Origin of the sequence: Bacillus cereus (genome assembly GCF_002564555.1) — a bacterium.
Lineage (GTDB): Bacteria > Bacillota > Bacilli > Bacillales > Bacillaceae_G > Bacillus_A > Bacillus_A cereus_K.
The window spans coordinates 22,901-48,648 of the sequence record NZ_NUVD01000082.1 but is presented as its reverse complement, the minus strand read 5'-3'; the positions used below and the strand labels follow the sequence as shown (position 1 = coordinate 48,648).

Below are 25,748 nucleotides of genomic sequence, written 5' to 3'. Positions count from 1 at the left end.
CCCGCCTTCTAAATAGAAGGTAATCTAAATGAATAAGTTTACATTCCCATCCGAAGCATCGGCTAAATATGCTCCTACTCCAGCAAACTCTACCCCTTCCATAATCTCTTCCTCTTTTAACCCTAATAAATCTACTGTCATTTGACAAGCTACAAGTTTAATACCTTGTTCTTTCGCCAAATCAATTAAATCTGGCAAAGGCATGGCGTTATGTTTTTTCATTATACCTTTAATCATCTTTGGTCCCATACCAGCAAAATTCATTTTAGATAATCCCATTTTATCAGCACCACGCGGCATCAGCTTTCCAAAGACTTTCTCTATAAAAGTTTTCTTCACTTTCACATATTCATCTTTCCTTAAGGCATTTAATCCCCAGAAAGTATGAAAAATAGTCACCTCTTGATCATACGCCGCTGCGCCATTTGCAATAATATAAGCAGCCATCGCTTTATCATAATCTCCGCTAAATAAAACGATTGTTGTTTTCTTCTGTTGTTCCATGCTGTCCCTCCTTCAAATTACCTATATGGGTATTTAAAGATTTATAAAAAATCGTTTATTTTCCTATTCCTCTTTACCTTCCCAAGCTAACATACCACCTACCATATTTATCACTTGAAAACCGTAACTGTCTAAAAATTGAACTGCTCTTGCACTTCTTCCGCCAGAACGGCACACGATAATATATTCCTGATTTTTATTTAACTCATGCATACGAAATTCTAATAGTCCTAGTGGAATATTACATGCTTCTGGAATTTTCCCTTCAGCTACTTCTTCTACTTCACGTACATCTACGATATTTACTGCTTCTTTACGTAACAATTTTTCTTCTAATTCTTTTGCAGTCATTTCTTTCATTTTTCCCATCTCCTTCTTAATTACAAGCATTCATACCGCCTGAAACATTTGTAATATGTTGAAAGCCTAGTTTTTTTAACATTTTCGCTGCTTGTTTACTTCTCATTCCACTTTGGCAAATAACGATTACTTCCTTATTCTTATCTAATTGATTTGCCTTACTAACTAACTCATTTAGTGGGATATTCCGAAAGCCTTTCATATGATTCCCTCTATATTCACCTACTGTACGAACATCGATAAAGTACTTTCCCTGTTTCCCCACTATACTTTTCAATTCTTTTCCATTTATATTTTGAACACCTTTCACCGATAAAAAGCGTGAAATAACAAACCATGCAGCAAGTACAATGAAAAGCGTACTTAATATTGTGTTCATATAACCACCCCCCTCTGCATTTATCCCGCTATTTGTGGACAGTAAGACTCCCACCTCAAAATTTGGTGAATGGACAAAACCCCCACTGATTAAAGTTTCACTTTACAAATTGATTTCTTCACTACGCCTTCTTAATCCAAAACTTCAACACATCGCCTTCCTCTGCACGCTTTACGATGTCATGGCCACCTTTATTTGCCCACGCTGGAATATCCTTAACTGAACCTTTATCCGTCACATGTACTTCTAACACTTCTCCAGTTTGTAAAGCATCCATCGCTTTCTTCGTTCTTACAATCGGCATTGGACATGCTAAACCTTTTGCATCTAATACTTGTTTTATATTCATCATTTATTCCTCCAGTTTATTATTAATCATGAACTGCACAGCGATTTGGACCAATCTCCATTTCACGCTCTTCTTCCACACTCGGATGAATTTTTCCCATATTCGTTTGACGAATTTCTTGATAAGCATTCGGCTGAGGTGGTAAATTTTCCGTTACAATTTTACGGAATTCATCCTCATCTTTAATATTTAATCCTGCATTCACTTCAAACAATTGTTTTAAATTAGCACTTACAATTCCATTCTCATCAATTTCACTTATTTTTGAATAATGAGCTGGTAAAACAATTAACTCTTGAGATAATTCCTTATATCGCTTATATAACGTATTTCGTAAATCACTCACCCAATCTTCAGCCTTACCAGCAAGATCTGGACGCCCGATTGAATCTACAAATAAAATATCACCTGATAGTAAATAAGAATCCTCTACAATAAATGATGTACTTCCAATCGTATGCCCTGGTGAGTATAGTGCATCAATTTTAATTTTAGTACCCCCCACCGTAATAACTGAACCTTCTACAAGCGGTTCATATGAGAAAACGACTTCCTCCGCATCTTTTGGAGGTAACCAATACGTACCACCTACTTTTTCAGCTAACTTACGACCACCAGAAATATGGTCTGCATGTAAATGTGTATCCATGACATTCGTAATAATAGCGCCATGCTCTTTCGCAAAATCTTCATATGCTTCAACCGTTCTGATCGCATCAATAACCGCTGCTTCACCATTTGAAACGACCATATACGATAAACACCCTTTTCCAAGACGGTTAAATTGATATATACTTCCTCCGCCCTGTACATCTCCTACTTTTAACGGCTTTACATATTCACTCCAAGCCTTCATACCACCAACTAAATAGGAAACATGATTGAAACTAGCATCCAACAATTGCTCTGCAACAAACTGCGAAGAACCTTCTTTCGCACATACGACTAAAATCTCTTTCTCTCTTGGCAATTCATCTACAATATGATCCACACCATCTAACAAATCAAAATATGGTTTATTAATAGAAGAAATATGTTTCCCTTCAATTTTCCACTCTTCATAATCCGTCTCATTACGAACATCTAAAATAAACAACTCTCCGAATAAAACTTTCTCTGCAACATCTTTTGCTTGTAACGGTTTAACGTCCACTCGATTACCCCCATAGGTATATTTTCATTCAAAAAAATCTACTTCTCTATATTCCCTTGCCACTCTACCATACCTGGAATGACATTTTTCACATTTGAATACCCTTTCTCTTTCAACATTTGGCAAGCTACATCACTACGGTTACCTGTTCTGCAAACAACATAAATTTGCTTCTCCCTATCTAAAACAGCAATGTCTAACTCACCTAACGGCACCGAAATAGCGGATGGAATATGACCAAAAGCAAATTCCGCTGCTTCGCGAACATCTAATACAATGCATTCTTCCTCGCGAGACAATATAGGCTGTAATTCTGCATTCGTAATTGTATAAGGATATTTCACAACTTCATTCACTTCATACTCGTGTGCTTTCCTCACATAATGCTTCAACCTATCCCCCTCATCTTTCGTCCCGATATATTGATGCCCTACTTTACTTGCCCAACTTTGAATATCTAGCGTAGATCCTTTATCTGTTGCCTCAACTTCAATCACTTGACCTGACGTCAAACTCTCCATCGCCTTCTTCGTCTTCACAATCGGCATCGGACAAGCCAAACCTTTACAATCTAAACTCATATCCACTTTTATACTCATAATCGATTCCTCCACAATTTATATACATATACCTGTATGGGTATATTGAAATGTTTTTAAAAATCTGTCAACACTTATGTTTGACAGATTATCGGCTTTTTACAAGTAATTGAACAGCTTCTTTAATTAAATCTTCATTTGAACCATTACCTTTTTCAAACTGCTCACGTAAACATTGCTCTAAATTTGTTCCAACAACAAGTCCAATCGTACGATCAAGCGCAGAACGAGACGCCGTTAACTGTGTAATAACCTCTCGGCAATCCTTTCCTTCTTCCATCATACGAAGCACACCACGAACTTGACCTTCAATACGTTTTAATCTATTTTTCATATCTTGATTGTATTCCATTCTATAATCACCTCATTACCATTATGTCACTATTTATAACTTATGACAATATATTATACCCTGTAGGGTATTTTGTAAACCCCTTAATTTTAATTTTTTAACCTACATGTGAAAAAGGCATAAAGTGAGACTTCTATCCTTATTTTTTGTAGCCTATACAAAGCTTAATTTTACGAACAGCAATCTCCCACCAATTTTTAAAGTAGAAGATTCACTGCCCGTAAATATTAGGGTAAACATCAATACACAATACGGTCTGGTAATACTGTCCCGTATAATTTAAAACCACCATCTACATTCTTTACCTTATATCCTTTTTCCATTAACATGCGCGCTGCAACATACCCTCTCATACCAAGTTGACAAGTAATATAGATTTCTTTATCCACCGGCACTTCATCCAAACGATCACGTAATTCATCTAACGGAATATTAATAGAACCTTTAATCATTCCCTGCTTTAGTTCATTAGGCTCTCGAACATCAATAAGATATCCACCATTTTCAACAATACGATCTATTTCATGCCATTGTACCGTGTCTACAAAACCATCTACTATATTACTTGCTGCATACCCCACCATGTTTACTGGGTCTTTTGCAGAAGAATATGGTGGGGCATATGATAATTCTAAATCCGGTAAATCAATTACAGTTAAATTTGCCTTCATTGCCGTTGCGATAACATCGATACGCTTATCTACCCCATCACGTCCTAAAGCCTGTGCTCCGTAAATTTTCCCACTATCTTTATTAAAAATTAATTTTATTAGCACTGGCGTAGCATTTGGATAGTACCCAGCATGAGAACTTGCCTGCACATGTACTACCTCATAGGGTATATTTAATCGGTTTAATATTTTCTCATTTACTCCCGTCGAAGCAACTGTTAAATCAAAAACTTTAGCTACAGAAGTTCCCATCGTACCTTTATATAAAGAATCCGTATGACCATGAATAATATCTGCTAACATGCGACCTTGACGATTAGCCGGCCACGCTAAAGGAATCATTGTTTCTGTTTCTGTAACAAAATCTTTCACTTCAATCGCATCACCAATTGCATATATATGTGGATCCGATGTTTGAAATTTCTCATTTACTTTTATCGTTCCTCTAACTCCTAGTGCTAATCCTGCATCCTTCGCTAAACTACTCTCTGGTTGTACACCAATTGCTAAAATAATCATATCTGTTTCTATGATTGAACCACTTTTTAAACGTACAACAGTTCCGTCCTCTTCTAATGCACCTACACCATCTTCAAAAATAAGATCAACATTGTGATTTTTCATATGCTCATGCACATATGCTGCCATTTCATAATCGATTGGTGGCATTACTTGATTTGCCATCTCTACAAGAGTTACATCAATTCCACGCTCTCTTAAGTTTTCAACCATTTCAACTCCAATAAATCCACCACCAATAACCGTCGCATGACGTGGTTTCTTCTCATCAATATACGCTTTTATACGATCTGTATCAGGTACATTTCGTAACGTAAACAACGCCTTCGCTTCTTCAATACCCGGAATAGGTGGAACAATTGGTTTTGACCCTGGTGAAAGAATTAAAACATCATATTCCTCGTTATATGTTTCATTTGTAGTTACATTCTTTATAGTAATTGTTTTCTCTTCTTTATTAATCTTTACTACTTCACTCAATACACGAATATCTAAATTAAAACGCTTTGACATCCTTTCAACAGTTTGTACTAATAATTTTTGTCTTTCTGTAATGACACCGCCAATATAGTATGGTAATCCACAATTTGCAAATGAAATATATTCACCACGCTCAACCATAATAATTTCATCTTCTTCACTTAAGCGACGAAGCCTTGCAGCTACCGATGCTCCACCAGCAACTCCGCCTACTACAACTATTTTTCTAGACATATTTCAAACCTCCATGTTATTTATTATTATCGTATATCCATACAAATAACTTATACCCGTATGGGTATATAATAAAGTATATAAAAATTATTTTCAATACATATCTCTTTCGTTCACAAATTCGAAACAAAAAAGAACCTAGATATGTCCAAGTTCTTTTTTTGTATAGTTCTATAACTTTCTGTACAATTAAATCCGCTGTATCCTCTTCTGGTGGCATCAATAAACCCGTAACCGGTCCATACACAACAGGGTTTAACTCCACTTCATATCCACCATATGCATACTCCTCTTTGCTTGGTAAATACCCAATATATCCGTTCATATATCCACCAAAGAAAGCTAATTCATTTTGAAGACTCTCTTTTATTTCTAACGCAGTTTCCGAAAAAGGTTCCATCGGTATGCCAGAGCACATACCATCATTAATTTGAAACAGTTGAACTTCTAAATCGATACTTAACTGCCGAATATTTTGCTGATGTTTCTCTAAAACGATAGTAAGCCATTCATCAGTATTCACACCCCAATGTTGCTCAGCAAATTGGGCCATTTTTCGTATCTCATCAATTTCAGGAATATCCTTCAACTTCATTTGCATCGTACTCGAAATTGTTCTTAAATTTACAATTGGGCTATATGTAACTATTGGCAACAGCGTTAATACATGTCCACTAAGCATGTAAGCCATTTGTTTTAACGCTTCCCTTGAACCACGATACTTCGCATTTACATTACCAGCAGCACCTTGCACAATAATAACAGGACAGTTTACTATTTTCTCAAGAATCTCTCTCGTCATTCCAGGATAATCCGCGGATAATACATCACTATCACCTTTTAAAACATTCGGATGAGCAGTACAAAACACTACAATCCCACATAGTTCTTTCGTTTCAGCATCTCTTATTGCTAGCATACCAATTCGTTTATCTACAACACCCTCTATATTTGTTCCCATCCTTGCTTTTCCATCAGATGTTCTCTCTCTTCGATTTACTCCAATATCACCTGTCGTAACACCCCAGCCAACTTCACATAACCTCAAGTTGTTATTCGCAGTAACAGCACCCTGCACTACATTATTTACTAAAATTGTTTTATACGACTTTACTAGCGGATCATCACCGACCGTTTCTGGACCAGAGTGTGTATGTGTATAAACAACCGTTATTCGCTCAAATGGCACATGAAGCTCACTCGCTACTCGTTCACGAATCACCGTCGTATCTTCTACTAACATCCCAATATTATCAATACTTATAAACACAGTCTTCATCTCATCTTTTTCAAAAACAAAGACCGTCCCATAAATACGTTCTTCAATATTATTAATTCCTGTATCTCTATAATATCCGACAAAATCAATACCTACAGGCGGCGTAATATCTACCTTCCATACCCCTATTTTGCTCATTTGAATGGCTCCATTTCTCTATGTAATTCCCTTTCTTTAAGAATAGCATATTTAACTTTATTCCAAATAAAAAAGAACGGACATAGCATTCTATGTCCGTTCTTTCCTTCACACATACTTCCGATGCACCATCTTCCCATCATAAGAAAACACAACACCCTTACTCTCCACAATCGACTCCATATGCACCGTCCTTCCCCATAACTGATGGATGTATGGCAATACTTTTTCTAAGTATTTTAAATCGAGCTCGATTCCTTCGTAACTATGTTTAATGTACAATTCTCCGTTCTTCAAGTAGTCTCCATCTTCTACTACTAAGTACGGAAAACCTCCATTTGTCCGCATATTTACGAGTTGATCACGTACGTGTTCCCACTCTTTATCTATTACTTTATATTCTTTCCCTTGGCGCTGGAATAAGTACATATCTTCTCTCATGACGAGTTCTTTATTTAAGTAGTTTCTAAGGAACGATACGTCCCATTCAATTTCGCGTACTTCAAAGATTTTGTCACGACCAGATCCTGGTTTTACACCGCGTCGCTTCATTTCTTCTGTCGGGTTGTTGTAGCGTTCTTCAATATCTTCAAACATTTTAATACCGAGGTAGTATGGGTTAATACTTGTTTTGGATGGCTGTACGACACCCGCATTAAGCTTTGCGAATTCAATTGCTTCAGAAGATGTTAAATCCATTTCACGAAGTATGCGTTGATGCCAGTAGGACGCCCAGCCTTCGTTCATGATCTTCGTTTCCAGCTGTGGCCAGAAATATAACATTTCCTCGCGCATCATCGTTAATATATCGCGCTGCCAATCTTCTAGCTCACGGCTATATTCTTCAATAAAGAGGAGTAAATCTTTCTCTGGCTGTGGTGGGATCTTCTTCTTTTTTCGTATATTAGATCGTTCCCTCTTTTTATTTCGGTCATCTAAATTCCATAAATCATCGTATTGCGACGCCTTTTTCTTGTCTACTTCTTCCTCTTCTAAATCATCAATACTCCACGCGAGTTTCGGTCGCATAAGTGATGGGTCAATATGCTCTTGAATGGCAAGTACGGCATCTAAAAATGTTTCTACCTCTTCTTTTCCGTACTTATGCTCATATGCTTTCACACGATCAGCTGTTGCCGCCATACTCTCTACCATATCTCGCTTCGTATTTGAAAAACGAACATTATTTTTGAAGAAGTCACAGTGTGCTAAAACGTGCGCTACGATGAGTTTATTTTGAATTAAAGAGTTCGTATCTAATAAAAAGGCGTAACATGGATCAGAGTTAATAACGAGTTCGTATATTTTACTAAGACCTAAATCGTATTGTAATTTCATTCTAAAAAATTGCTTTCCAAAACTCCAATGTGAAAACCTCGTCGGCATCCCATATGCACCAAATGTATAAATAATTTCCGCTGGACATATTTCATAACGCATCGGATAAAAATCAAGCCCAAATCCAGTCGCAATTTCCGTAATTTCCGCAATCGCATATTGCAGTGCTTTATCGTCACTTGCTCTCATTATTTTCCCTCCTTACACTTTCCCTTAAGAAAGTGTATGATGAGGAACAAGCTTTCATGAGAACTAAACAAACTTACTCGACTTATTCACCTTTTTTATTTCAACAATACTTGAGCTTACTGGATTAACATCCCTCATTAGTGTACGTGGGGAAATTCTTATACTCTCTTATCTGCTCAACTATTTTCCTCTCTATATCACCTTGGTTCTCAAAAGTATGCAATTCATGACACCAAAATACAACCTCAGTTTCATTCTTTTCTTCTACCCAAGGCCTTACAGTAATCGATGTTCCATCAAATTTTAATTTCTCATAAGAACAATATTCAAATGCAACATGTTTTAACCACCAGTAGTTTACCTTTTGTTTAATTTCTTGTGCAGTAAATGTACGGGGCAATTTAAAAATCCCAGCTATAACGGTAGGATATAATAATGGACAATTCGCATGATACAATTGCACATTCACAATAGTCACTTTTTCAATTCTATTTTGTTGTAATTCATTATTATCTACATACACCCTACACATAAATTGTGGAAAAAATGTATTATAGCTATTTTGATCCATTGACTGCCCTATGTTCTTACTCGTTTCCGTCCCTAATGTACTTCCAAACAGCGGTATTAATCCTTCCCTAGACAGCATATTATCGACATCTCGCAGTAACAAAATACTATTATTAATAACTTCCCTTACATTTTGAATAGATAATTTCATAATATCCTTTGTACTCATGCATCATTTTCCTCTCCGCATATATTTCCAAACGTCACATACCACTTCAGATAAACCATCCCACCTGTATTGTGAGCTTGCCTTTGAATATACCCAACAATTTTTTTGGACTTCTTCTACTCTTGATAATCCGCTAAAACTATTTAATCCCTTTTTCTCTAGTAAAAGCTTTAAGTCATATAAAATGCATTGATCTTGCACAGTCCCATATGGAATCCACTCGCAAACCGTACTATAAATCATAGACCACGAGAGCCAAAAAATCTTTTTTTCCGCTTCCAATAAACGTGCATGATTGGCACTGTCCGATAACTCTCCGCAGGGCATACTTGTATCGTTTGTCAGATAAATAAGTGATATATCTTTTACTTTTGACGGAGGAATAGCAACATATTTATAAAAAGTATCGCTATGTAAATCCTCCAATTCTCTTGCTAGTTGATCACGTTGAAAATTCTTCCTCTCCATCAAATCAACTGTTTCATCTTCTTTACTAGACTTACCTGATAAAAACTTCGCTTCTATACACACAATATGATAAGTAGAATCTTCATTTTCTAAGAGCGCTAAAACATCTGGTTCACTGTTTTCTAACCTTTCCCAAAATAAAAAGGTTATTTTCTTAATTTTACCCTCTATATGTAAAGCTTCTCCGTGCCAATTAAAGCTGCTGTTTAATAAATCTACAAAAAAAGATGGTGAAGATAAATAACGCATGCTTCCAATAACAGATGACGTCAATACATCTTCACTACTGCTATAAAACTTCCCTTTAATTTCGGCTTGTAACATAAAGACAGTCCTTTCAAAATACGTAGTGAATTTATTTTAACGCAAATAACTGCACACACCCACTATCTACAAGACTATTTAAAATCCACATAAACATATGTATTTGACGTTTCTCATAACAAACCTGCCAAATATTATTTAAATAAAAAAGGCACCCTTGTTCAAAACAAGAATGCCTTTCTAATTACCCCTCAATAATCTCCATCTTCTCCGTAATCGGCGCTCGCGCTTTTCCTTCTGGTGCTTTATCGAAATAACCAATATGAAGAATTCCAACGATGCGTTGGCCTCTTGTTAAACCGATTCCTTCTATAAATAATGGATTGTAGTTTAATCCGCCTGATTTCCAAACACAGCCTAAGCCGCGTTCCCAAGCAAGCAGTTGGAAGTTTTGCATAAATGCACATGTTGCAGCGTAATCTTCATCACGTTGAATTTGACGCAGATCCTCATTCATATATACAACGATTTGTGCAGGTGTGCTTAAGAAACGATCCGATAAAATTTTACCGCGTTTCGCTCTTTCTTCTTCTGTGAAAGAGTTTAATACTGCGTCTACTAATTTCTGACGACCGTCTCCAATGTATAGTTTACAATTCCATGGTTCACGGTTCTTATGATTTGGTGCCCACGTTGCGTCGTTTAATAGTTCAATTAATAACTCTTTTTCTACTGCTTTATCTGTAAATGTACGAACAGAGCGTCTTTCTTTAATCACATTTGCGATGGAAGTATATGTAGTCATATTTTTCTCTCCCTTATTTTTATCTATATGTATACCTTTTTTATTGATATTGATTTTCAATTTCGATTATACCCTAGTTTTTTACTATTAATCAATGTTTTATGTTGGAAAACTTCTAAAAACGTTATTTCATACTGTGAATAAAAAAACTTAACTTGTTCACAAGTATTTCACAGTTTATGGAAATGATATGTGTAAAGTTTTCCACATTATCCATCTAGGAGGAGTTTATATGTACAAAAAAATCGCAGTAAGTATGACGATGGCAGCATTATTATGCGGGGCAACTGTCTTTCCTGCTTCCGCTGCCACACCAAAAGAAGTAACAATGCACCATCATAAGCCTATTCCAGACGAAGAAATGCAGTCGCTCGAAAAACTCGGCTATAACAAACATGAAATTTGGAAAGCTGCCCACATTGCGAGAATCAGTAAAAAAGAAATTAAAGACGTTTTAGCTTACTATAAACAAAATAAATCTTGGGAGAAAACGGCACAACATTTTGGTGTGGATCCAAGTAAATTGAAAAAGCATCATATGAATAAAGAAACGAAAAAAGCACTGCTGCAACAGTTAGCAACTATGCAAAAATCTACACCAGACGGACTAAAACAAAAAATGAAAGAATATAACATCAGCTTGCGTCAGCTCACGGTATTAACAATCATTTCTCAAAAAAGTAATACACCTCTTGATGATGTACTAAAAATGAAAAAAGATGGAATGGACATTAAACAAATTGCAGAAAAATTAAATGTAAAAAAAGAAGATATAAGAGCGGAAATGATTAAATTAGTGAAGTCTATTAAAGAAAAGAAAACAAATTAACATGCAAAAAAGGAAGAGGTATTCACTACTCTTCCTTTTCTTTATGAACTTTCAACTTTGAAGTATAAATTCCCGTCTTTCCCAAAAACTAACACAAGTAAATGATGTATGTCAGGGGTGAGGAAATGTTTCGTTTATCATCTAAAAAGAAGAAAAAAACAGTCTGTTCTATTCCAGAGTTTATCCATACTATGAAAGAATCTAGTGATTTCGTTTCTTATAACATCGTAGAAGATGGAACGTTATGTTTATTTTATTATAAATCTACAGCTGAATCACTCCTCATTACTCGATTCATTTTGACACCTATCAAAAGAGAATTAGATCACATTGAAAATATAAGTGACTTAGCAAATATCGTCACACTCGAAGAGATTATCACCAACCCTTCTATTGATGATATTCGTGAAAAATTATTAGGTGGGTATGTACTCATACAGCTAAAAAAAGATTCTCACTCAGCGGAATATGCACTTATTCGTGCTGAAAGTTCAGTTGTAGGTACACGATTATATAACGATACCGAAAATGAATATAGTGTAATCGGGCCAAAAGTCGGATTTGTTGAAAATCTTGATACAAATACACACTTACTTCGCCGAAATATTGTAACGGAGCAATTAGTTTTCAAAGAAATTGCAGTTGGCTCTATATCAAAAACAAAGGTCGTAGTTGCCTACATCGAAGGCATTACAAATGAACAGCACGTCAATACTGCCATGCAGCGCCTACAAGACATTGACTTTGATGTTCCTTTCGATGCAACTATGATCGAACAGTTTATTAGTGATAATAGCAACTCCACCTTCCCTGTTTTACTACCCACAGAGCGTTTAGATCGCTCCGTTTATGCGTTACTTAATGGAGGGGTTGTCATTTTAACAGACGGTTCACCATATGCATTAGCCGGACCGGCGACGTTGCTCGATTTCTTCGTCTCTCCAGAAGATTATTATTTGCCATGGATAGCAGGCTCATTTCTTAGAATGGTTCGTTTTTTCGGAGCAGCATTCTCTTTATTCTCTTCAGCTATTTACACAGCTGTATTAACGTATCACTATCAAATGATTCCAGCTGATTTACTTGGGCCAATTATTTATTCTAGAGCTAACGTACCATTTCCACCTATGTTAGAAGCACTTTTTTTAGAAATTACAATTGAATTACTGCGCGAGGCTGGAGCACGCTTACCGACTAAAGTCGGCCAAACGATTGGTATTGTTGGCGGGATTGTAATTGGGCAAGCATCTGTTGAGGCTGCTTTAACGAGTACTATTTTATTAATTGCAGTTGCGTTATCTGCACTCGCTTCATTTACAACACCAACAGTAAAAATGTCTTCCACTATCCGGATATTACGATTTCCACTCATCATTTTAGCTGGAGCATTTGGCGGCGTAGGTCTTATCGTCGGATTCGTATTCATACTAGCTCATTTAATTCGCTTAAAATCACTTGGATCACCTTATTTATTACCTCTATACCCATTCCGCGGGTTAGGAACAGCAGAAGGACTCCTTCGCTTACCATTTAGTCAAACTGCTGGGCGGGCCTCTTTTCTAAGGCCAAAAAAGAAATGGCGCTATGATCCAAACAAAGCGAAAGAAAAACGTGATGGTGAGGAAAAATGAAAAATATTTTATTATGCTTTGCTATTATCGTTTTAATTTTCCAATCCGGATGTACACAACCGAATATAGTAGACACACAGCGAATTATTCATATAGGTGGATTCGATATAACGAAAGATAAAAAATTTCGCGGGACGATTTTATATCCCGATTACACAAAAGGTGTTCAATCAAAACCAGAAACTCAGTCAACTACTGCCGGCACTATTGAAACAATTTCTTCACTTCTAAATGCCAAATCACCACACACTATCGCCGTAGGACAAATGCGTGTTGCCCTATTCGGAAAATCATTTGGTGAACAAGGTATTGGTGACATTATTAACAACCTGCAACGTGATCCCAATGTTGGTCGGGACGTACAACTAGCACTTGTAGATGGTTCAACCGAACATCTGCTCAAACATATAAAATCAAATGGATCACTATATTTATCTGATTTACTGGAGCAAAATATAGTAACTGAAACGATTCCACGGACCGCTTTAAATATTTTTTTATATAACTATTTTTCATCGGGATGCGATCCATTTCTTCCTTACATTAAAGTGGATGAAGACAAATCTGCTTCCATTAAGGGACTTGCTTTTTTAAAAAAAGATAAAGTGGTTATGTATACAGATAAAAAAGGATCTTTTTTATTCAAATTACTCATTAATCGAACTAAAAATGGACGTTACGAAGTTCCGATACGTCGAGGTAACCATAAAGGGTCAATTGCCACTCAAAATTTATCTGGAAAAAGCGTTTGTTACCTGACCGATACAGGTGACATCCCGAAAATCCATATTCAACTCAAATTAAATGGACTCATAAAAAACGCTCCAGATTGGCTCGATTTAACGAAGGCAGAGAATATAAAATACGTAAAAAAACATGTAGAAAAAACAATTGAAAAAGATTTAAACGAATTAATAAAACAATTCCAAGAAAAAGAAGTGGATCCAATAGGTATACGAGAAGAAATTCGTAGTCATTCAAGAAAATGGACGATAAAACAAATTCAAGACATGTACCCTAATGTAGACGTTGCTGTTCATGTGCAAATCAATGTCGTGCAATCTGGTATCGGAGAATAGTGAGGTGTTACAATGGCTGAACAAAATAAAACAATGACTGTTTCCCCTTATTTCACATTTCTTTTATTACACTCTCTTCAAATTGGAGTAGGCGTATTAGGATACCAACGAATTATTGCACAATATGCTGGTTATGATTCTTGGATTTCTCTTATTGTTGCGGGTATTATAACTCATATCGTACTGTTTTGTATGTTAAAAATGTTAGATAAAGATAATGATTTAATGACCATTCATACGACATGTTTCGGAAAATGGCTTGGAACTTTTTTGTCTATGTGCTTTGCTGCATATCTTCTCTTATTTTGCCTAACTGTGCTTCGTACATATATTGAAGTCATTCAAGTATGGGTTTTTCCTACAATTAAGCCATGGAAATTAACGTTCTTATTTTTACTCGTGACGTATTACGTAATAAAAGGTGGATTTCGCTCTGTAACAGGAATGTGTTTTTGGGGCGTCGTAATACCGATTTTCGTACTACTTTTCTTAGTGTTCCCTATGAAATATGCACATGTCCGTAACATTTTACCGATTCTTACCCATTCACCTGTAGATATTCTATATTCAGCAAAATCATCTGCATTAGAATTTCTTGGATTTGAAGCGATTCTTATCTTTTATCCACTTATTAAAAAAGGAAAGTCACTACATAAATGGGCACACGGTGGTATTGCCTTTACAACTATTTTATACGTAGTACTAGCAATCGTGTCCCTTATGTACTATAGCCAAGGACAACTACATCATACAATTTGGCCAACATTAACGATGCTAAAAATTATTAAAATTCCTTTTATCCAAAGATTTGAGTACATTATTATTTTTCTCTGGTTTCTTATTATTTTACCTAATCTTTGTTTAACCATTTGGTCTTCTTGTCGCATTAGTAAAGCTTCCTTTCACATACCATTTAAGATTACATTGCCATTTTTTATTGCGACTATATTTGTTTCATCTCTGTTTTTCACAAACCGGGAAAGTATCAATACATTAAATACGGTACTATCTCAGATTGGCTTATATATTGTATACGCTTATATCCCAATTTTATTTCTATTCCATTCACTGCGGTGGCGCTTCAAAAATCAGTCGAAAAAATCTTCACCCAACGCACCATGATATTTGATACAATTTGGTTAATACATTTGTAAAGGGGACAAGCGAATGAAAAAGTATGTATTTTCTTTACTTGCAGTACTGAGCTTAATTCTTGCTGGATGCGGGAGTACTGGTACAAATGAAAAAAAATCTTCTGAGTCAAAGGAAGAACATGATCATGCCACGCACACGCAGCAAGCTGACATTCAAGAAAACACAAAAGGAATCGACACGCTTCCAACCTTCCTAGACAAGCTTGATCCACAAATGAAAGAAATCTACACTGTCGCTGGACAAAATGCAGAACTATTAGACTGGATCCCATGTTATTGCGGATGTGGTGAAAGTGTAGGACATAAAAATAATAAAAACTGCTTTATTCGTGAAATTAAAAAGAACGGTGAAGTCGTTTGGGATTCCCACGCGACAACTTGCGTCAATTGCCTAGAAATCGCAGTTGAATCTGCTTCGATGAAACAAAAAGGAAAATCAACGCTTGAAATTCGTAACTATATCGACAATAAATACAAAGAAGGCTACGGCAAACCAACACCTACGCCAATGCCAAAAGCTTAAAAAACGAGGAACTTCCTCGTTTTTTCTTTTCATTCGCTTTTTTTCTTAACAAATTCTTTCAAGTGTATTTCCCCTTACTTTTCACACACTATATATAACTCTCGGTAAGGAGGGTACACAGTGCAAACATATAACGACTATGATAAAGCGCTCTATTACACGTATTGTTGTAATTGGGATAAATTACTCGTTCTAATGGTTCAAACGAACGATCAATTATTTTCTAAGCGTATCGAGCACTTTTTACACGCTTATCAATACAGTAAAGAACTGCCAGAAGTTGATAAACAGTTACAGCTCCTATTTCAATATATTGACCACGCATCTCAAAAGTCACATATAGAAGAAGTAGAGCAAATACAAATGTAAAATATAGCGCTATTCTCTTTATGAGAATGGCGCTTTTTAAAATCTTGATATCAATAAAAGTTTCTCCTTATAAAACTTTTATTGATAAACATATTTTTTCTTTCTTTTCTGTGCCACTTCATACTATAATTTAGTATGTAACTATTATAAGAGAGGTATAAAATATGGGACGAGAAAAAAAGCAAGAATATGCTTTATTTACCGCATGGGGAGCTTCTTTTATCGCTACACTAGGAAGTCTATACTTTTCCGAAATCATGAAATTTGAGCCTTGTGTCCTTTGTTGGTATCAACGTATTTTCATGTATCCATTCGTTTTATGGCTTGGTATCGCTGTAGCAAAGAAAGACTATCGCATCGCAAGTTATTCTTTACCAATCGCAAGTATTGGTGCTTGTATTTCTTTATATCACTATGCAATTCAAAAAATCGCAGCATTTTCAGCTGCCGGGGCAGCTTGCGGACGCGTACCTTGTACGGGAGAATACATAAACTGGTTCGGCTTTGTGACAATCCCGTTTTTAGCACTTATCGGCTTTATCACAATCGCTGTTTGTAGCTTTATTGTCATCAAAAACAAATAAGGAGATGAAAGAATGAAAAAAATGCTTATATTTGGTGGTATTATTATCGCCCTGTTTGCGGCAATCTTTGCTGTAACACAAATGGAAGAAAAAAATGCTTCAACTAGCCAAAAAATTGATAATGCTACCGGTAGTCAAACAGACGGTCCTGACTACTACACAAATAAAATCTCTCTTTCAGATCTCCAAAAGAATTTAGAAGAGAAAAAAGAACAAACTGTATACTTTTATCAAACATCTTGCGTTCATTGCCAAAAATTATCTCCTATTGTAGTACCAATGGCTAAAGACTTGAATGTTGATATGAAAGTTATGGATATCGAAAAATTAGATGCTCCTTGGGATGAATATAAAATTACAGGAACTCCAACAATCATTCATTTTAAAGATGGCAAAGAAGTGAGCCGTATTAGCGGCGAACAACCGAAAGACAAATTAAAAACATGGCTTGAGCAGACGAAGAAATAACGAGAAAAGGAAACTCCTTCTACACATGAAATGGCCGTAAAATCCCACACTAATGTATAAGGAGGGGGTTTTATGCCAGAAGTGAAATGCTCTGTTTCCAATTGCTCATTTTGGGGACAAGGTAACTTTTGCCAAGCAAGTGCAATCGTTGTTCAACCGGATGCACAAGAAGCAGATCAAATTGAAAACAGTTCGTATACAGGTGCTACTTTAACAAACGAAACGCTTGAAAGTTCTGTAACAACGAGTGTAGAGACTTGTTGTCATACGTTTAAGCCAAAATATTAAACATAAAAGCATACGATTAGTCGTATGCTTTTTTACATTCCTCTCCAAAAATCATGCATCATAAAAAAGTACAAAATAACAAGAACGACCGTCCCGCATAGGGTAATGCGCCGATATATACTCTTCTCTCCTTCCCTTGCTTTAACGAACGCCCAAATAAATCCGAAAAACAATATTACATCAGCATATGGAACATAAAAAGAAAAAACGAGAAACGCATACAAATACACGATAAATAAACAGGTCGTTACTAAGAAAACTTTAAATGCAAATTCACTTTTCATAGTATAACTGCCCCCAATCTGTATTGTATTATATTCAGCAAAATACAATAGTTGCAGTTAAACTCCAAGTAGAAATAAGCTACCGTCTATAATACGGTAGCCATTACGGAACATTGTATTTCCGTTTATATATATTACTTAAAGTCGAAGAAGGAATTTGCTCATAACGAATTTTTTCTCCTGTTTCATCTACAATATACAAATTGTTTCCTATATAATATATTCCATCTTTTCGTTTGGAATACACGGTATACCTTTCATTCGGTAATACCGTTTTTACTTTTGTTAACTGCCCATTTGGTTCTTGCCAATATATATTGACACGGTCTACTAACGTAAGTATTCCAATTTGCTCTTCTTCTACTTTACGACCATTCCAGCTCACAACACGATAGCCAAGCTTATTCGCTTCATATTCGGGGCTCGTATGAAAACGAGAAATAATTACTTTCGTCTGCAATTCCACTCGCTCATATAGCCACTGTATATCTCGGTCATGCATGCGAATACAACCATTTGATTCCCTACTTCCAATTGTCCATTCTCTATTTGTCCCGTGAATCGCGTATTCCTTTTTATCTAGACCGAGCCACCTCGTACCGAGCGGATTATTCGGTGCACCCCCAGCTATTTTTTTGCGATGATATTCTTTATTTTTATATTTAGTTATAATACAAAAATTCCCTTCAGGCGTTGGGGTACTGTCTCTTCCAGTCGTTATCGGAAATGTCCTCATATAGTTGCCATCTTCAAAAAAAGACAGCTGATTCGTCGTAAGATTCACTAGGATTAAATGATCTGTATTAGCAAAAGCACTAGCTGGTGGGCAGAAAAATAGGATTACGATAAACAATGCTTTCTTCATCTAAATCCTCCCTAGCACTAATATCATAATAAAGTGAAACTAATACTCAGTGGGGGTTTTGTCCATCCCCCACTGAGTATTAGCCCTCACCAATCGGGCATTTACGGACAGTTATCTCCTACCTAACTTCCTTGCATGCGCCGAATTTTAAGGTAGGAGTCTTACTGCCCACAAATAGCGGGATAAATGCAATTAGCCTTACTTTTCTCTTATAAATGAAAACTATCCATTTACAATAACGCCCCCATTTACATGTATCATCTGCCCTGTAACATAAGAAGAATCACTAGATGCTAAATATACATATGCTGGTGCTAATTCATATGGTTGACCTGGCCTTTGCATCGGGACATTACTACCGAACTGCGACACTTTTTTCTCATCAAAACTCGATGGAATAAGCGGAGTCCAAATCGGTCCCGGCGCCACACCATTTACACGAATACCTTTTTGCACTAACGACTGAGAAAGCGATCTTGTAAAAGCTACAATCGCTCCTTTCGTTGCAGAATAATCGATCAACGTTTCATTTCCTTCATACGCAACGATAGATGCCGTATTTATAATGACATCACCTTGCTTTAAATGAGGAAGTGCTGCTTTTGTAACATGAAAATAAGAAAAAATATTAATACGGAATGTTTTTTCTAGCTGTTCCGCTGTAATGTACTCTAATCCTTGCTGCGGATATTGCTGTGCGACGTTATTCACAAGAATATTTAAACTGCCTAGCTTTGAAACAGTCTCTTCCACAATATCTTTACAATGTTGTTCATTACTTAAATCCCCCGGCAACAACACACACTTCACGCCTTCTTTTTCAACTCGTTGTTTCGTCTCATTTGCATCTTCTTCCTCATCTAAATAAGCAATTGCTATATTTGCTCCCTCTTTTGCAAAAGCGATGGAAACAGCTCGTCCAATTCCGCTATCTCCCCCTGTAATTAATATATTCTTTCCTTTTAACTTTTCGCTTCCTTTATAATTTGGATCTTCAAACTTTGGAAGAGGATTCATTAACGATTCAATACCAGGCTGTTTATTTTGATGCTGCGCTGGCATTGTTAAAAAGTTTTTTTGCTGCGGCATAACTTCCTTCAACTCCTTTTCTCTTATAATGTGCACAATTATAAAAACTACTTACACATTAAAAAACCGCAATTCACAAGCAACCATACGGTTAATATTCGAATTTAAGACATAAAATATGAATTGTTCTAAAGTTTTTATGCAAAACTATTGCAAAATACATAAAAAACGAATATTATATATAACTGTTGTGGAAATTATTCGTAAAAAGAAAGGATGTTTATATGTTTAACCTTTCAAAACATAAAACTTCTATTAAAACTGAAATTACGGCGGGTATTATTACCTTCTTAACAATGGCATATATTATTGTCGTAAACCCTGTCATCCTTGGTGATGCAGGTGTTCCATTCGAACAAGCATTTACAGCAACAATTATCGCTGCTGTTGTCGGAACATTATTTATGGCGCTCTTTACAAACTTACCAATCGCAATTGCACCAGGTATGGGATTAAATGCTTACTTCTCTTACTCTGTTGTAAAAGCTCATGAAGGCATGACTTTCGCAATTGCATTCTCTGCTGTATTCGTAGCAGGTATGATTTTAATTTTGTTATCATTTACATCATTCCGTACAAAATTAATGGAAGTAATTCCTGAAAACTTAAAACATGCACTTACTGCTGGTATCGGTCTTTTTATCGCTTTTATCGGTTTACGCTTAACAGGAATTGTAACAAAACATGACTCTAACTTAGTTGGACTTGGTGATCTTCATTCCCCTCCTGTTTTACTAGCATTAGCTGGTCTTGGAATTACAATTATCCTTATGTCTTTAAATATAAACGGGGCACTATTTATCGGAATGTTATTAACTGGGATTATCGCTTACTTCACAGGTCAATTAACATTTTCAAATGGCGTTACGTCAATGCCTGGATTACCAGAAGGAATTATCGTTGCAAATCCAATTACTGCTGTATCTGATGTAATTAACTACGGATTATACGGCGTTGTGTTCTCATTCTTCCTTGTTACACTATTTGATACAACAGGTACATTGCTTGGCGTTGCACAACAAGGCGGATTTATGAAAGACGGAAAGCTTCCAAAAGCAGGACGAGCTCTTCTATCTGACTCATTCTCAGCAACAATTGGAGCTATGTTCGGAACAACACCATCAACAGCTTACATTGAATCATCTGCTGGTGTTGCAGCTGGTGGACGTACTGGTTTAACAACCGTTACAGTAGCTGTACTATTTGCAGTAGCAGCATTCTTCGGACCTTTAGTGAGCGCTGTTTCTGGCGTATCAGCTATTACAGCACCATCACTAATTATCGTTGGTAGTCTTATGATGGGTTCAGTTCGATATATTGATTGGGACACATTCGATGAAGCATTCCCAGCATTCTTAGTAATCTTAAGCATGCCACTTACATCAAGTATTTCAACAGGGATTGCACTTGGATTTATTTCATACCCACTTATGAAAGTGGCAAAAGGACAATTCCGTGCTGTTCACCCACTTATATATTTATTTGGAATTTTGTTTGCTTATCAATTGGTGTTCTTACCACATTAAAATCCCTCTTTATGAGGGATTTTTTTTATAAATAAAAAAGTAGAGCATCAAATTCCGATGCTCTACTTCCCTTTTGCAACAATCATACGAACTACTTTTAACGCAAGCAGTAAGAGAAAGTTCGCTACTGCTACAAGTCCTAAGAAGACTGCTATCATCAGCTCTCCCATTCCATTATTAAATACAAATATAACAGAAGAAATGAAAGCTAAAATGAACAATATGATCGTTGGTATATATTTAATAAACGACTTCTTATATGATTTTTTAGAAAGAAGAAATGTAATTAACAATGTCATAATAAAAACAAAATATACAGCAAATAAGAAAATCATACGAAAGCCTCCTCTACAACCAAACTACTTAAAAATAGATTAGAAACCTTTAATATTTCTCATTTACCTGCAATTCTTTACTATACATTTGAATGAAAACTGATGAAATAACCATTACCATCCCTACACTAAAACCAATAAGCTGATCCAGTAATATTTCATCATGAATGAGCCAACGAAGTAAAAATACACCACCAAAAATAAGCATCATGGTAAATCCAGTATGTCTAAGCCCTTTATATACATTTTCCATATGTATCACCTTTCTGCATAATTTTATCCATATTATACCATAATCTTCATTGAACATTACCATCCAGTAAATGTATCGTCCTCTGACAATGTGTAGCTACCTTTTGATCATGTGTAACAACGAGTACCGTTTTTCCTTGTTTGTTAATTTCTTTTAAAATGTTCATAATTTTTTGCCCGTTTTCTTGATCAAGAGCACCAGTCGGTTCATCAGCAAGTATAATTTTTGTATCTTGTGCTAAAGCCCTTGCTATTGCTGTCCTTTGTTGTTCTCCTCCTGATAACTCGTTAGGATATTTATTTATATGCTTCTCCAACCCTACCATCTCAAGCATTCTTTTTGATATTTGCATACGTTTCTTATGAGAAATTCTTCTATATACAAGTGGAAGCATTACATTTTCAATGGCTGTATAATCATCTAGTAGCGAAAAATTCTGAAATACAAATCCAACTTCCTTATTTCTATACTTATGGTAGTTTGACTTTAATGTGCTCGTATCCATTCCATCTAAAAAATACTTTCCAGCAGAGGGACTATCAATTAAGCCAATGATGTTAAGTAAGGTAGATTTCCCGGAACCAGATGGTCCCATAATAGCTATCATTTCGCCTTTTTCTATTGTAAGATTAATATCTTTTAAAGCACTAAAATTACTCTTTCCGAAGCCCTTAGCCACATTTGCGAGCTGAATCATCTATAACACCTCTTTCATATATGTATTTTTTATTTTTAATACATTGAAATAAATGATTGCATATATAATGAGAATCATTACAATTGATAACGTACTTATAACGATTAATGATTCTTTAGAGACTTGTAACGTTCCAAAGAAAGATACGGTACTATTTTCTAGCCCTTTCTGAATTTCAATTGCTCCGCTATTCTCCCATTGAAAATACGTAACTCCTATACATATCGATAAGATGAATAGCAACATATACTCAATAATAAATGGAAGACATATTTGAAAAGTACTTGCTCCTAACGCTGATTTAATAGAAATATTTTTACGCTCCATATAAAGCGCTGCCATTGATGTTAATAAAATCGATATAAATGAAAAAGATAAGACTGTACCGCTTAATAATAAGGGATATGACATATTATCAATGCCTTGCTTTTCGTTATCTAACAACTTATTCGGATTCGTAACATAGTACGAATACCCCTTTCCTTCTGTTACCTTTAATATTTTCTTTTGAAATTCATTTATATCCATTTTCTCATTTGTTTCTATAATTAACCCATTGTATAAAAGTTCTACACTATAGAATTCTATTTCTTCTGCTCCAATTGGTAAAATAGCCATGTCATCTAATAATGTAATACGATTATCCGATATTTCACCGCTCCGAGGATATGTAAATGGTGAATTTTTTTCTAAAAAACCAATTACTTTTAGCTTCATTTTCCCCGATGGTATGACATCACCAATAGATACCTTTTCTTTGTAATTAGCACCTAATATAACAGGTCTAATATCAAATACTGATTTATGAAATTCCGATTCCTCAAAATATCTTCCTTGTGACAGTCGCATATGAAAGTATTTATTAATATCTTTATCAACAATAAGAGTCTTTATCGTTCCATTTTCTTTTTTTAAGCTAAGTGAATAGTTACGGAACAAATAATTTGTTGTATTTGTTATTGATATCGTATTAGATAACTCTTGAATGAAATATTGATAATCATTTTTCGCTTTTTCTTCGCTAAACAACGTTATATCTTGCGTCGCATAAAGTTCATAGAAATTTTTATTAGTTGATAAATTGTTTGCTACTGTCATCATTTTTCGATATCCCGAAAGATTACTAATAAATTCTATAGCTGAAGAAAATGCAATAATTAAAGAAATTACTATAATCAAACTTGGTAACAACCGTTTTTTCACAGACCGTATAGAATCAAATATAAAAAACATGACGCCCCCTATGTTCTTAAATGTTTTCCGGGATATATATTTATAATGTGCTTGATCGGAATTAAAGTAACAAATATTGTAAGAGAAATTATAAAAACAACATTATATATCAATACATATAGTGTTAACGGTTTTAATAAGTATGTCTGAAAATACGTATGAATTATTCCAGAAAATATTGCTAGCGTAAGAAAAACCAACAACATCGCTACTAGAGAAATAAACAAAATTTGAATATATAGTTCGCAGTAAATAGATAGATTGGAAGCACCTACTGCTTTTTTTAATGAAATCTCTCTTTCTTTTTTATAAATCCAAAATAAAACTGCCGAAATGCCAGAAACGATTGCAACGAGAATGAATTTATAATAATACTTATTCGCTGGATCTATATGTGTTACATTTAGTTCCTGAAGATTGCGTTCATTCAGTATTTGAACCTCTCCCGAAAGCACCTCTTTGCTCCTATTAATAAATGTCTTTATTTCGTTATGGATGGTTGATGTAGGATTAACAACTGTTAACTGTAATTGTTTACTAGCGATAATACCTTTTTTAGATATAGTGGGTAAGTTTTGAAGCGGAATGTATATGCCCGCTACACCGACATCACTGTCTTTTCTCGATATAGTTCCTATTTTTTTATATGTATCATCAAATTCATATAATTCTTTTACATTCGTTTGATCACCAACAACCATATCATTTACATTTTTACGTTGAAAATATCGCCCTTCAGAAATATATGGCGTCCAATAATAATCATCTTTTAAGTTCACAGCTATAATTTTTATTGCACCTGAACTATTCAATGCTTTTAAATTTTCTACGTAAATATCACTTTTCACAAAAGTACTTTGAATGAAAGGAATGATTGATTCAAGCTCTTTTTCATTATCTATAGGGACAGTTAACATTTGATTCTTTTCTGGAAAACCGATTTGAAAAGCTGATATAAAATTCCGTTTAGACTCTGTTAAAAGCGCGGCTACTGATATAGAAAGAAAAGAAATAAAAAATGACATAAGAAGAATTACTGAAAACAGTTTGTTGCTTTTTATATTTTTAAAAGCTAAATACATGACTCGGCTCCTTTTAGATAAGAAGGAGATGATGAACATCCCCTTCTCCTTATCCAAATATTTATAAAGACAACTATTTAATATTTTTTATCACTGTAATCGTAAGTTCCTATTACTATCAAAGGTACCTTTGCAATCGTAAGTTTCCATTACTATCAAAATTACCTTTGCGTGTCTCTTCTTGATAGTCATTATCCTCATTAGCATAATGCTCAGAGTATAGTCCTTTTGCACCAAAGGCGTTATATGCACCATTACTCACAGTAGCACTTAATGCTCTTCCAGATTCATGGGATCCTAATTTATCCGAAGCGCTTTCAATGTATGAATTACTTCCATTTGAATTAATAAAAGAAATCGCTACTGAACAGCGAGATGCATTTTGATTCGTAGTCGTTTGAGCTCTGTAAGATAGTAGGTTACCACTTTTGTGGCCACTTAAAGTTGGGTAGAATGCACTTGTTGAGATTGATGTTGCTAATAATACTAAAGTCGTAATTGAAAAAACTTTTCCTTTCATTAACAATCACCTCATAAATTAAATAGTTTAGTAGCGCTACATCATCATAATATCCTTCAAATAAATTCTCCTCAATAAGATACCCCTATGTTTTACAAACTCTTTAAACACTTGAACAT

31 protein-coding genes and 1 pseudogene are annotated in these 25,748 nt (G+C 35.3%); 10 read left to right on the top strand and 22 right to left on the bottom strand.

From position 1 onward, the window contains the following. Positions 1-24: 24 nt before the first annotated feature. The 13 genes and pseudogenes from COI75_RS18435 to COI75_RS18375 form a co-directional block, all read right to left on the bottom strand. On the bottom strand, positions 25-504 hold the full coding sequence (locus COI75_RS18435) for a DsrE/DsrF/DrsH-like family protein (RefSeq protein WP_000437744.1): 480 nt from the start codon (positions 502-504) through the stop codon (positions 25-27). A gap of 63 nt (positions 505-567) precedes the next feature. After that, positions 568-864, bottom strand: a complete 297-nt coding sequence (locus COI75_RS18430; RefSeq protein ID WP_033657198.1) for a rhodanese-like domain-containing protein — start codon at positions 862-864, stop codon at positions 568-570. A gap of 16 nt (positions 865-880) precedes the next feature. Further along, complete coding sequence (locus COI75_RS18425; RefSeq protein WP_001092324.1) at positions 881-1,243, bottom strand: rhodanese-like domain-containing protein; 363 nt, start codon at positions 1,241-1,243, stop codon at positions 881-883. Positions 1,244-1,364: 121 nt separating this feature from the next. Continuing rightward, positions 1,365-1,595 (bottom strand): sulfurtransferase TusA family protein, encoded by a 231-nt coding sequence (locus COI75_RS18420; RefSeq protein ID WP_002095895.1) that lies wholly within the window; start codon positions 1,593-1,595, stop codon positions 1,365-1,367. A 19-nt stretch (positions 1,596-1,614) separates the two neighbouring features. Beyond that, complete coding sequence (locus tag COI75_RS18415; protein WP_098448522.1) at positions 1,615-2,745, bottom strand: MBL fold metallo-hydrolase; 1,131 nt, start codon at positions 2,743-2,745, stop codon at positions 1,615-1,617. Between the two features lie 38 nt (positions 2,746-2,783). Then, positions 2,784-3,344, bottom strand: a complete 561-nt coding sequence (locus tag COI75_RS18410; RefSeq protein WP_000023993.1) for a sulfurtransferase TusA family protein — start codon at positions 3,342-3,344, stop codon at positions 2,784-2,786. Positions 3,345-3,432: 88 nt separating this feature from the next. Continuing rightward, positions 3,433-3,696 (bottom strand): metal-sensitive transcriptional regulator, encoded by a 264-nt coding sequence (locus tag COI75_RS18405; RefSeq protein ID WP_000456203.1) that lies wholly within the window; start codon positions 3,694-3,696, stop codon positions 3,433-3,435. A gap of 239 nt (positions 3,697-3,935) precedes the next feature. Continuing rightward, positions 3,936-5,600, bottom strand: a complete 1,665-nt coding sequence (cdr, locus tag COI75_RS18400; protein ID WP_000087594.1) for a CoA-disulfide reductase — start codon at positions 5,598-5,600, stop codon at positions 3,936-3,938. A gap of 16 nt (positions 5,601-5,616) precedes the next feature. Next, positions 5,617-7,017, bottom strand: a pseudogene (locus tag COI75_RS18395) (neutral/alkaline non-lysosomal ceramidase N-terminal domain-containing protein); the annotation flags it as partial. Positions 7,018-7,125: 108 nt separating this feature from the next. Further along, positions 7,126-8,544 carry a stage V sporulation protein SpoVR gene (gene spoVR, locus COI75_RS18390; RefSeq protein WP_001202723.1) on the bottom strand — a complete coding sequence of 473 codons (1,419 nt, stop codon included), beginning with the start codon at positions 8,542-8,544 and terminating at the stop codon, positions 7,126-7,128. Between the two features lie 124 nt (positions 8,545-8,668). Then, the gene (locus tag COI75_RS18385; RefSeq protein ID WP_000104659.1) at positions 8,669-9,283 is read right to left on the bottom strand and encodes a hypothetical protein; all 615 of its coding nucleotides are present in this window, start codon (positions 9,281-9,283) and stop codon (positions 8,669-8,671) included. A gap of 3 nt (positions 9,284-9,286) precedes the next feature. Then, a complete protein-coding gene (locus COI75_RS18380; protein WP_000938305.1) occupies positions 9,287-10,075 on the bottom strand; it encodes a hypothetical protein in 789 nt (262 codons plus the stop codon). A 184-nt stretch (positions 10,076-10,259) separates the two neighbouring features. Continuing rightward, the gene (locus tag COI75_RS18375; RefSeq protein WP_098448521.1) at positions 10,260-10,820 is read right to left on the bottom strand and encodes a nitroreductase family protein; all 561 of its coding nucleotides are present in this window, start codon (positions 10,818-10,820) and stop codon (positions 10,260-10,262) included. Between the two features lie 232 nt (positions 10,821-11,052). Here COI75_RS18375 and COI75_RS18370 point away from each other — a divergent pair, with 232 nt between their 5' ends. The 9 genes from COI75_RS18370 (at position 11,053) to COI75_RS18330 (ending at position 17,745) form a co-directional block, all read left to right on the top strand. Further along, positions 11,053-11,649 carry a hypothetical protein gene (locus COI75_RS18370; RefSeq protein ID WP_000276980.1) on the top strand — a complete coding sequence of 199 codons (597 nt, stop codon included), beginning with the start codon at positions 11,053-11,055 and terminating at the stop codon, positions 11,647-11,649. A 125-nt stretch (positions 11,650-11,774) separates the two neighbouring features. Further along, on the top strand, positions 11,775-13,280 hold the full coding sequence (locus COI75_RS18365; protein WP_000489318.1) for a spore germination protein: 1,506 nt from the start codon (positions 11,775-11,777) through the stop codon (positions 13,278-13,280). After that, positions 13,277-14,359 (top strand): spore germination protein GerYC, encoded by a 1,083-nt coding sequence (locus COI75_RS18360; RefSeq protein WP_000789832.1) that lies wholly within the window; start codon positions 13,277-13,279, stop codon positions 14,357-14,359. The genes COI75_RS18365 and COI75_RS18360 overlap by 4 nt, the downstream gene beginning before the upstream one ends. Positions 14,360-14,371: 12 nt before the next feature. After that, positions 14,372-15,481, top strand: coding sequence for a GerAB/ArcD/ProY family transporter (locus COI75_RS18355; RefSeq protein ID WP_000840529.1), 1,110 nt, complete (start codon positions 14,372-14,374; stop codon positions 15,479-15,481). Between the two features lie 45 nt (positions 15,482-15,526). Further along, the gene (locus tag COI75_RS18350; RefSeq protein ID WP_000761033.1) at positions 15,527-16,036 is read left to right on the top strand and encodes a PCYCGC domain-containing protein; all 510 of its coding nucleotides are present in this window, start codon (positions 15,527-15,529) and stop codon (positions 16,034-16,036) included. 120 nt (positions 16,037-16,156) lie between these two features. Continuing rightward, positions 16,157-16,405, top strand: a complete 249-nt coding sequence (locus tag COI75_RS18345; RefSeq protein ID WP_001195458.1) for a YhdB family protein — start codon at positions 16,157-16,159, stop codon at positions 16,403-16,405. A 164-nt stretch (positions 16,406-16,569) separates the two neighbouring features. After that, entirely contained in the window at positions 16,570-16,989 is a 420-nt protein-coding gene (locus COI75_RS18340; protein ID WP_000532253.1) for a disulfide formation protein C, read from the top strand. Between the two features lie 12 nt (positions 16,990-17,001). After that, positions 17,002-17,457, top strand: a complete 456-nt coding sequence (locus COI75_RS18335) for a thioredoxin family protein (RefSeq protein WP_000738434.1) — start codon at positions 17,002-17,004, stop codon at positions 17,455-17,457. Positions 17,458-17,529: 72 nt separating this feature from the next. Further along, positions 17,530-17,745, top strand: coding sequence for a DUF1540 domain-containing protein (locus COI75_RS18330; protein ID WP_001115399.1), 216 nt, complete (start codon positions 17,530-17,532; stop codon positions 17,743-17,745). Between the two features lie 32 nt (positions 17,746-17,777). Here COI75_RS18330 and COI75_RS18325 read toward each other — a convergent pair whose 3' ends face one another. From COI75_RS18325 to COI75_RS18315, 3 genes are all read right to left on the bottom strand, one after another. Beyond that, positions 17,778-18,029, bottom strand: a complete 252-nt coding sequence (locus tag COI75_RS18325) for a hypothetical protein (RefSeq protein ID WP_000834194.1) — start codon at positions 18,027-18,029, stop codon at positions 17,778-17,780. Between the two features lie 103 nt (positions 18,030-18,132). Continuing rightward, positions 18,133-18,894, bottom strand: a complete 762-nt coding sequence (locus COI75_RS18320) for a L,D-transpeptidase (protein WP_000709410.1) — start codon at positions 18,892-18,894, stop codon at positions 18,133-18,135. Between the two features lie 222 nt (positions 18,895-19,116). Continuing rightward, positions 19,117-19,983 (bottom strand): SDR family oxidoreductase, encoded by an 867-nt coding sequence (locus COI75_RS18315; RefSeq protein ID WP_001136269.1) that lies wholly within the window; start codon positions 19,981-19,983, stop codon positions 19,117-19,119. Between the two features lie 224 nt (positions 19,984-20,207). Between COI75_RS18315 and COI75_RS18310 the strand changes: the two genes are divergently transcribed. Beyond that, on the top strand, positions 20,208-21,509 hold the full coding sequence (locus COI75_RS18310; RefSeq protein WP_000482736.1) for an NCS2 family permease: 1,302 nt from the start codon (positions 20,208-20,210) through the stop codon (positions 21,507-21,509). A 62-nt stretch (positions 21,510-21,571) separates the two neighbouring features. Here the strand turns inward: COI75_RS18310 and COI75_RS18305 are convergent, their stop codons facing one another. From COI75_RS18305 to COI75_RS18280, 6 genes are all read right to left on the bottom strand, one after another. Further along, positions 21,572-21,844, bottom strand: a complete 273-nt coding sequence (locus COI75_RS18305) for a hypothetical protein (RefSeq protein ID WP_000576469.1) — start codon at positions 21,842-21,844, stop codon at positions 21,572-21,574. 49 nt (positions 21,845-21,893) lie between these two features. Continuing rightward, the gene (locus COI75_RS18300) at positions 21,894-22,097 is read right to left on the bottom strand and encodes a hypothetical protein (RefSeq protein ID WP_000432829.1); all 204 of its coding nucleotides are present in this window, start codon (positions 22,095-22,097) and stop codon (positions 21,894-21,896) included. Between the two features lie 46 nt (positions 22,098-22,143). Next, the gene (locus COI75_RS18295; RefSeq protein WP_000615289.1) at positions 22,144-22,794 is read right to left on the bottom strand and encodes an ABC transporter ATP-binding protein; all 651 of its coding nucleotides are present in this window, start codon (positions 22,792-22,794) and stop codon (positions 22,144-22,146) included. Continuing rightward, the gene (locus COI75_RS18290; RefSeq protein WP_000465067.1) at positions 22,795-24,027 is read right to left on the bottom strand and encodes an ABC transporter permease; all 1,233 of its coding nucleotides are present in this window, start codon (positions 24,025-24,027) and stop codon (positions 22,795-22,797) included. 8 nt (positions 24,028-24,035) lie between these two features. Beyond that, entirely contained in the window at positions 24,036-25,109 is a 1,074-nt protein-coding gene (locus COI75_RS18285) for an ABC transporter permease (protein ID WP_000280234.1), read from the bottom strand. 118 nt (positions 25,110-25,227) lie between these two features. Next, positions 25,228-25,629, bottom strand: a complete 402-nt coding sequence (locus COI75_RS18280) for a hypothetical protein (protein WP_000676989.1) — start codon at positions 25,627-25,629, stop codon at positions 25,228-25,230. Positions 25,630-25,748: the final 119 nt, after the last annotated feature.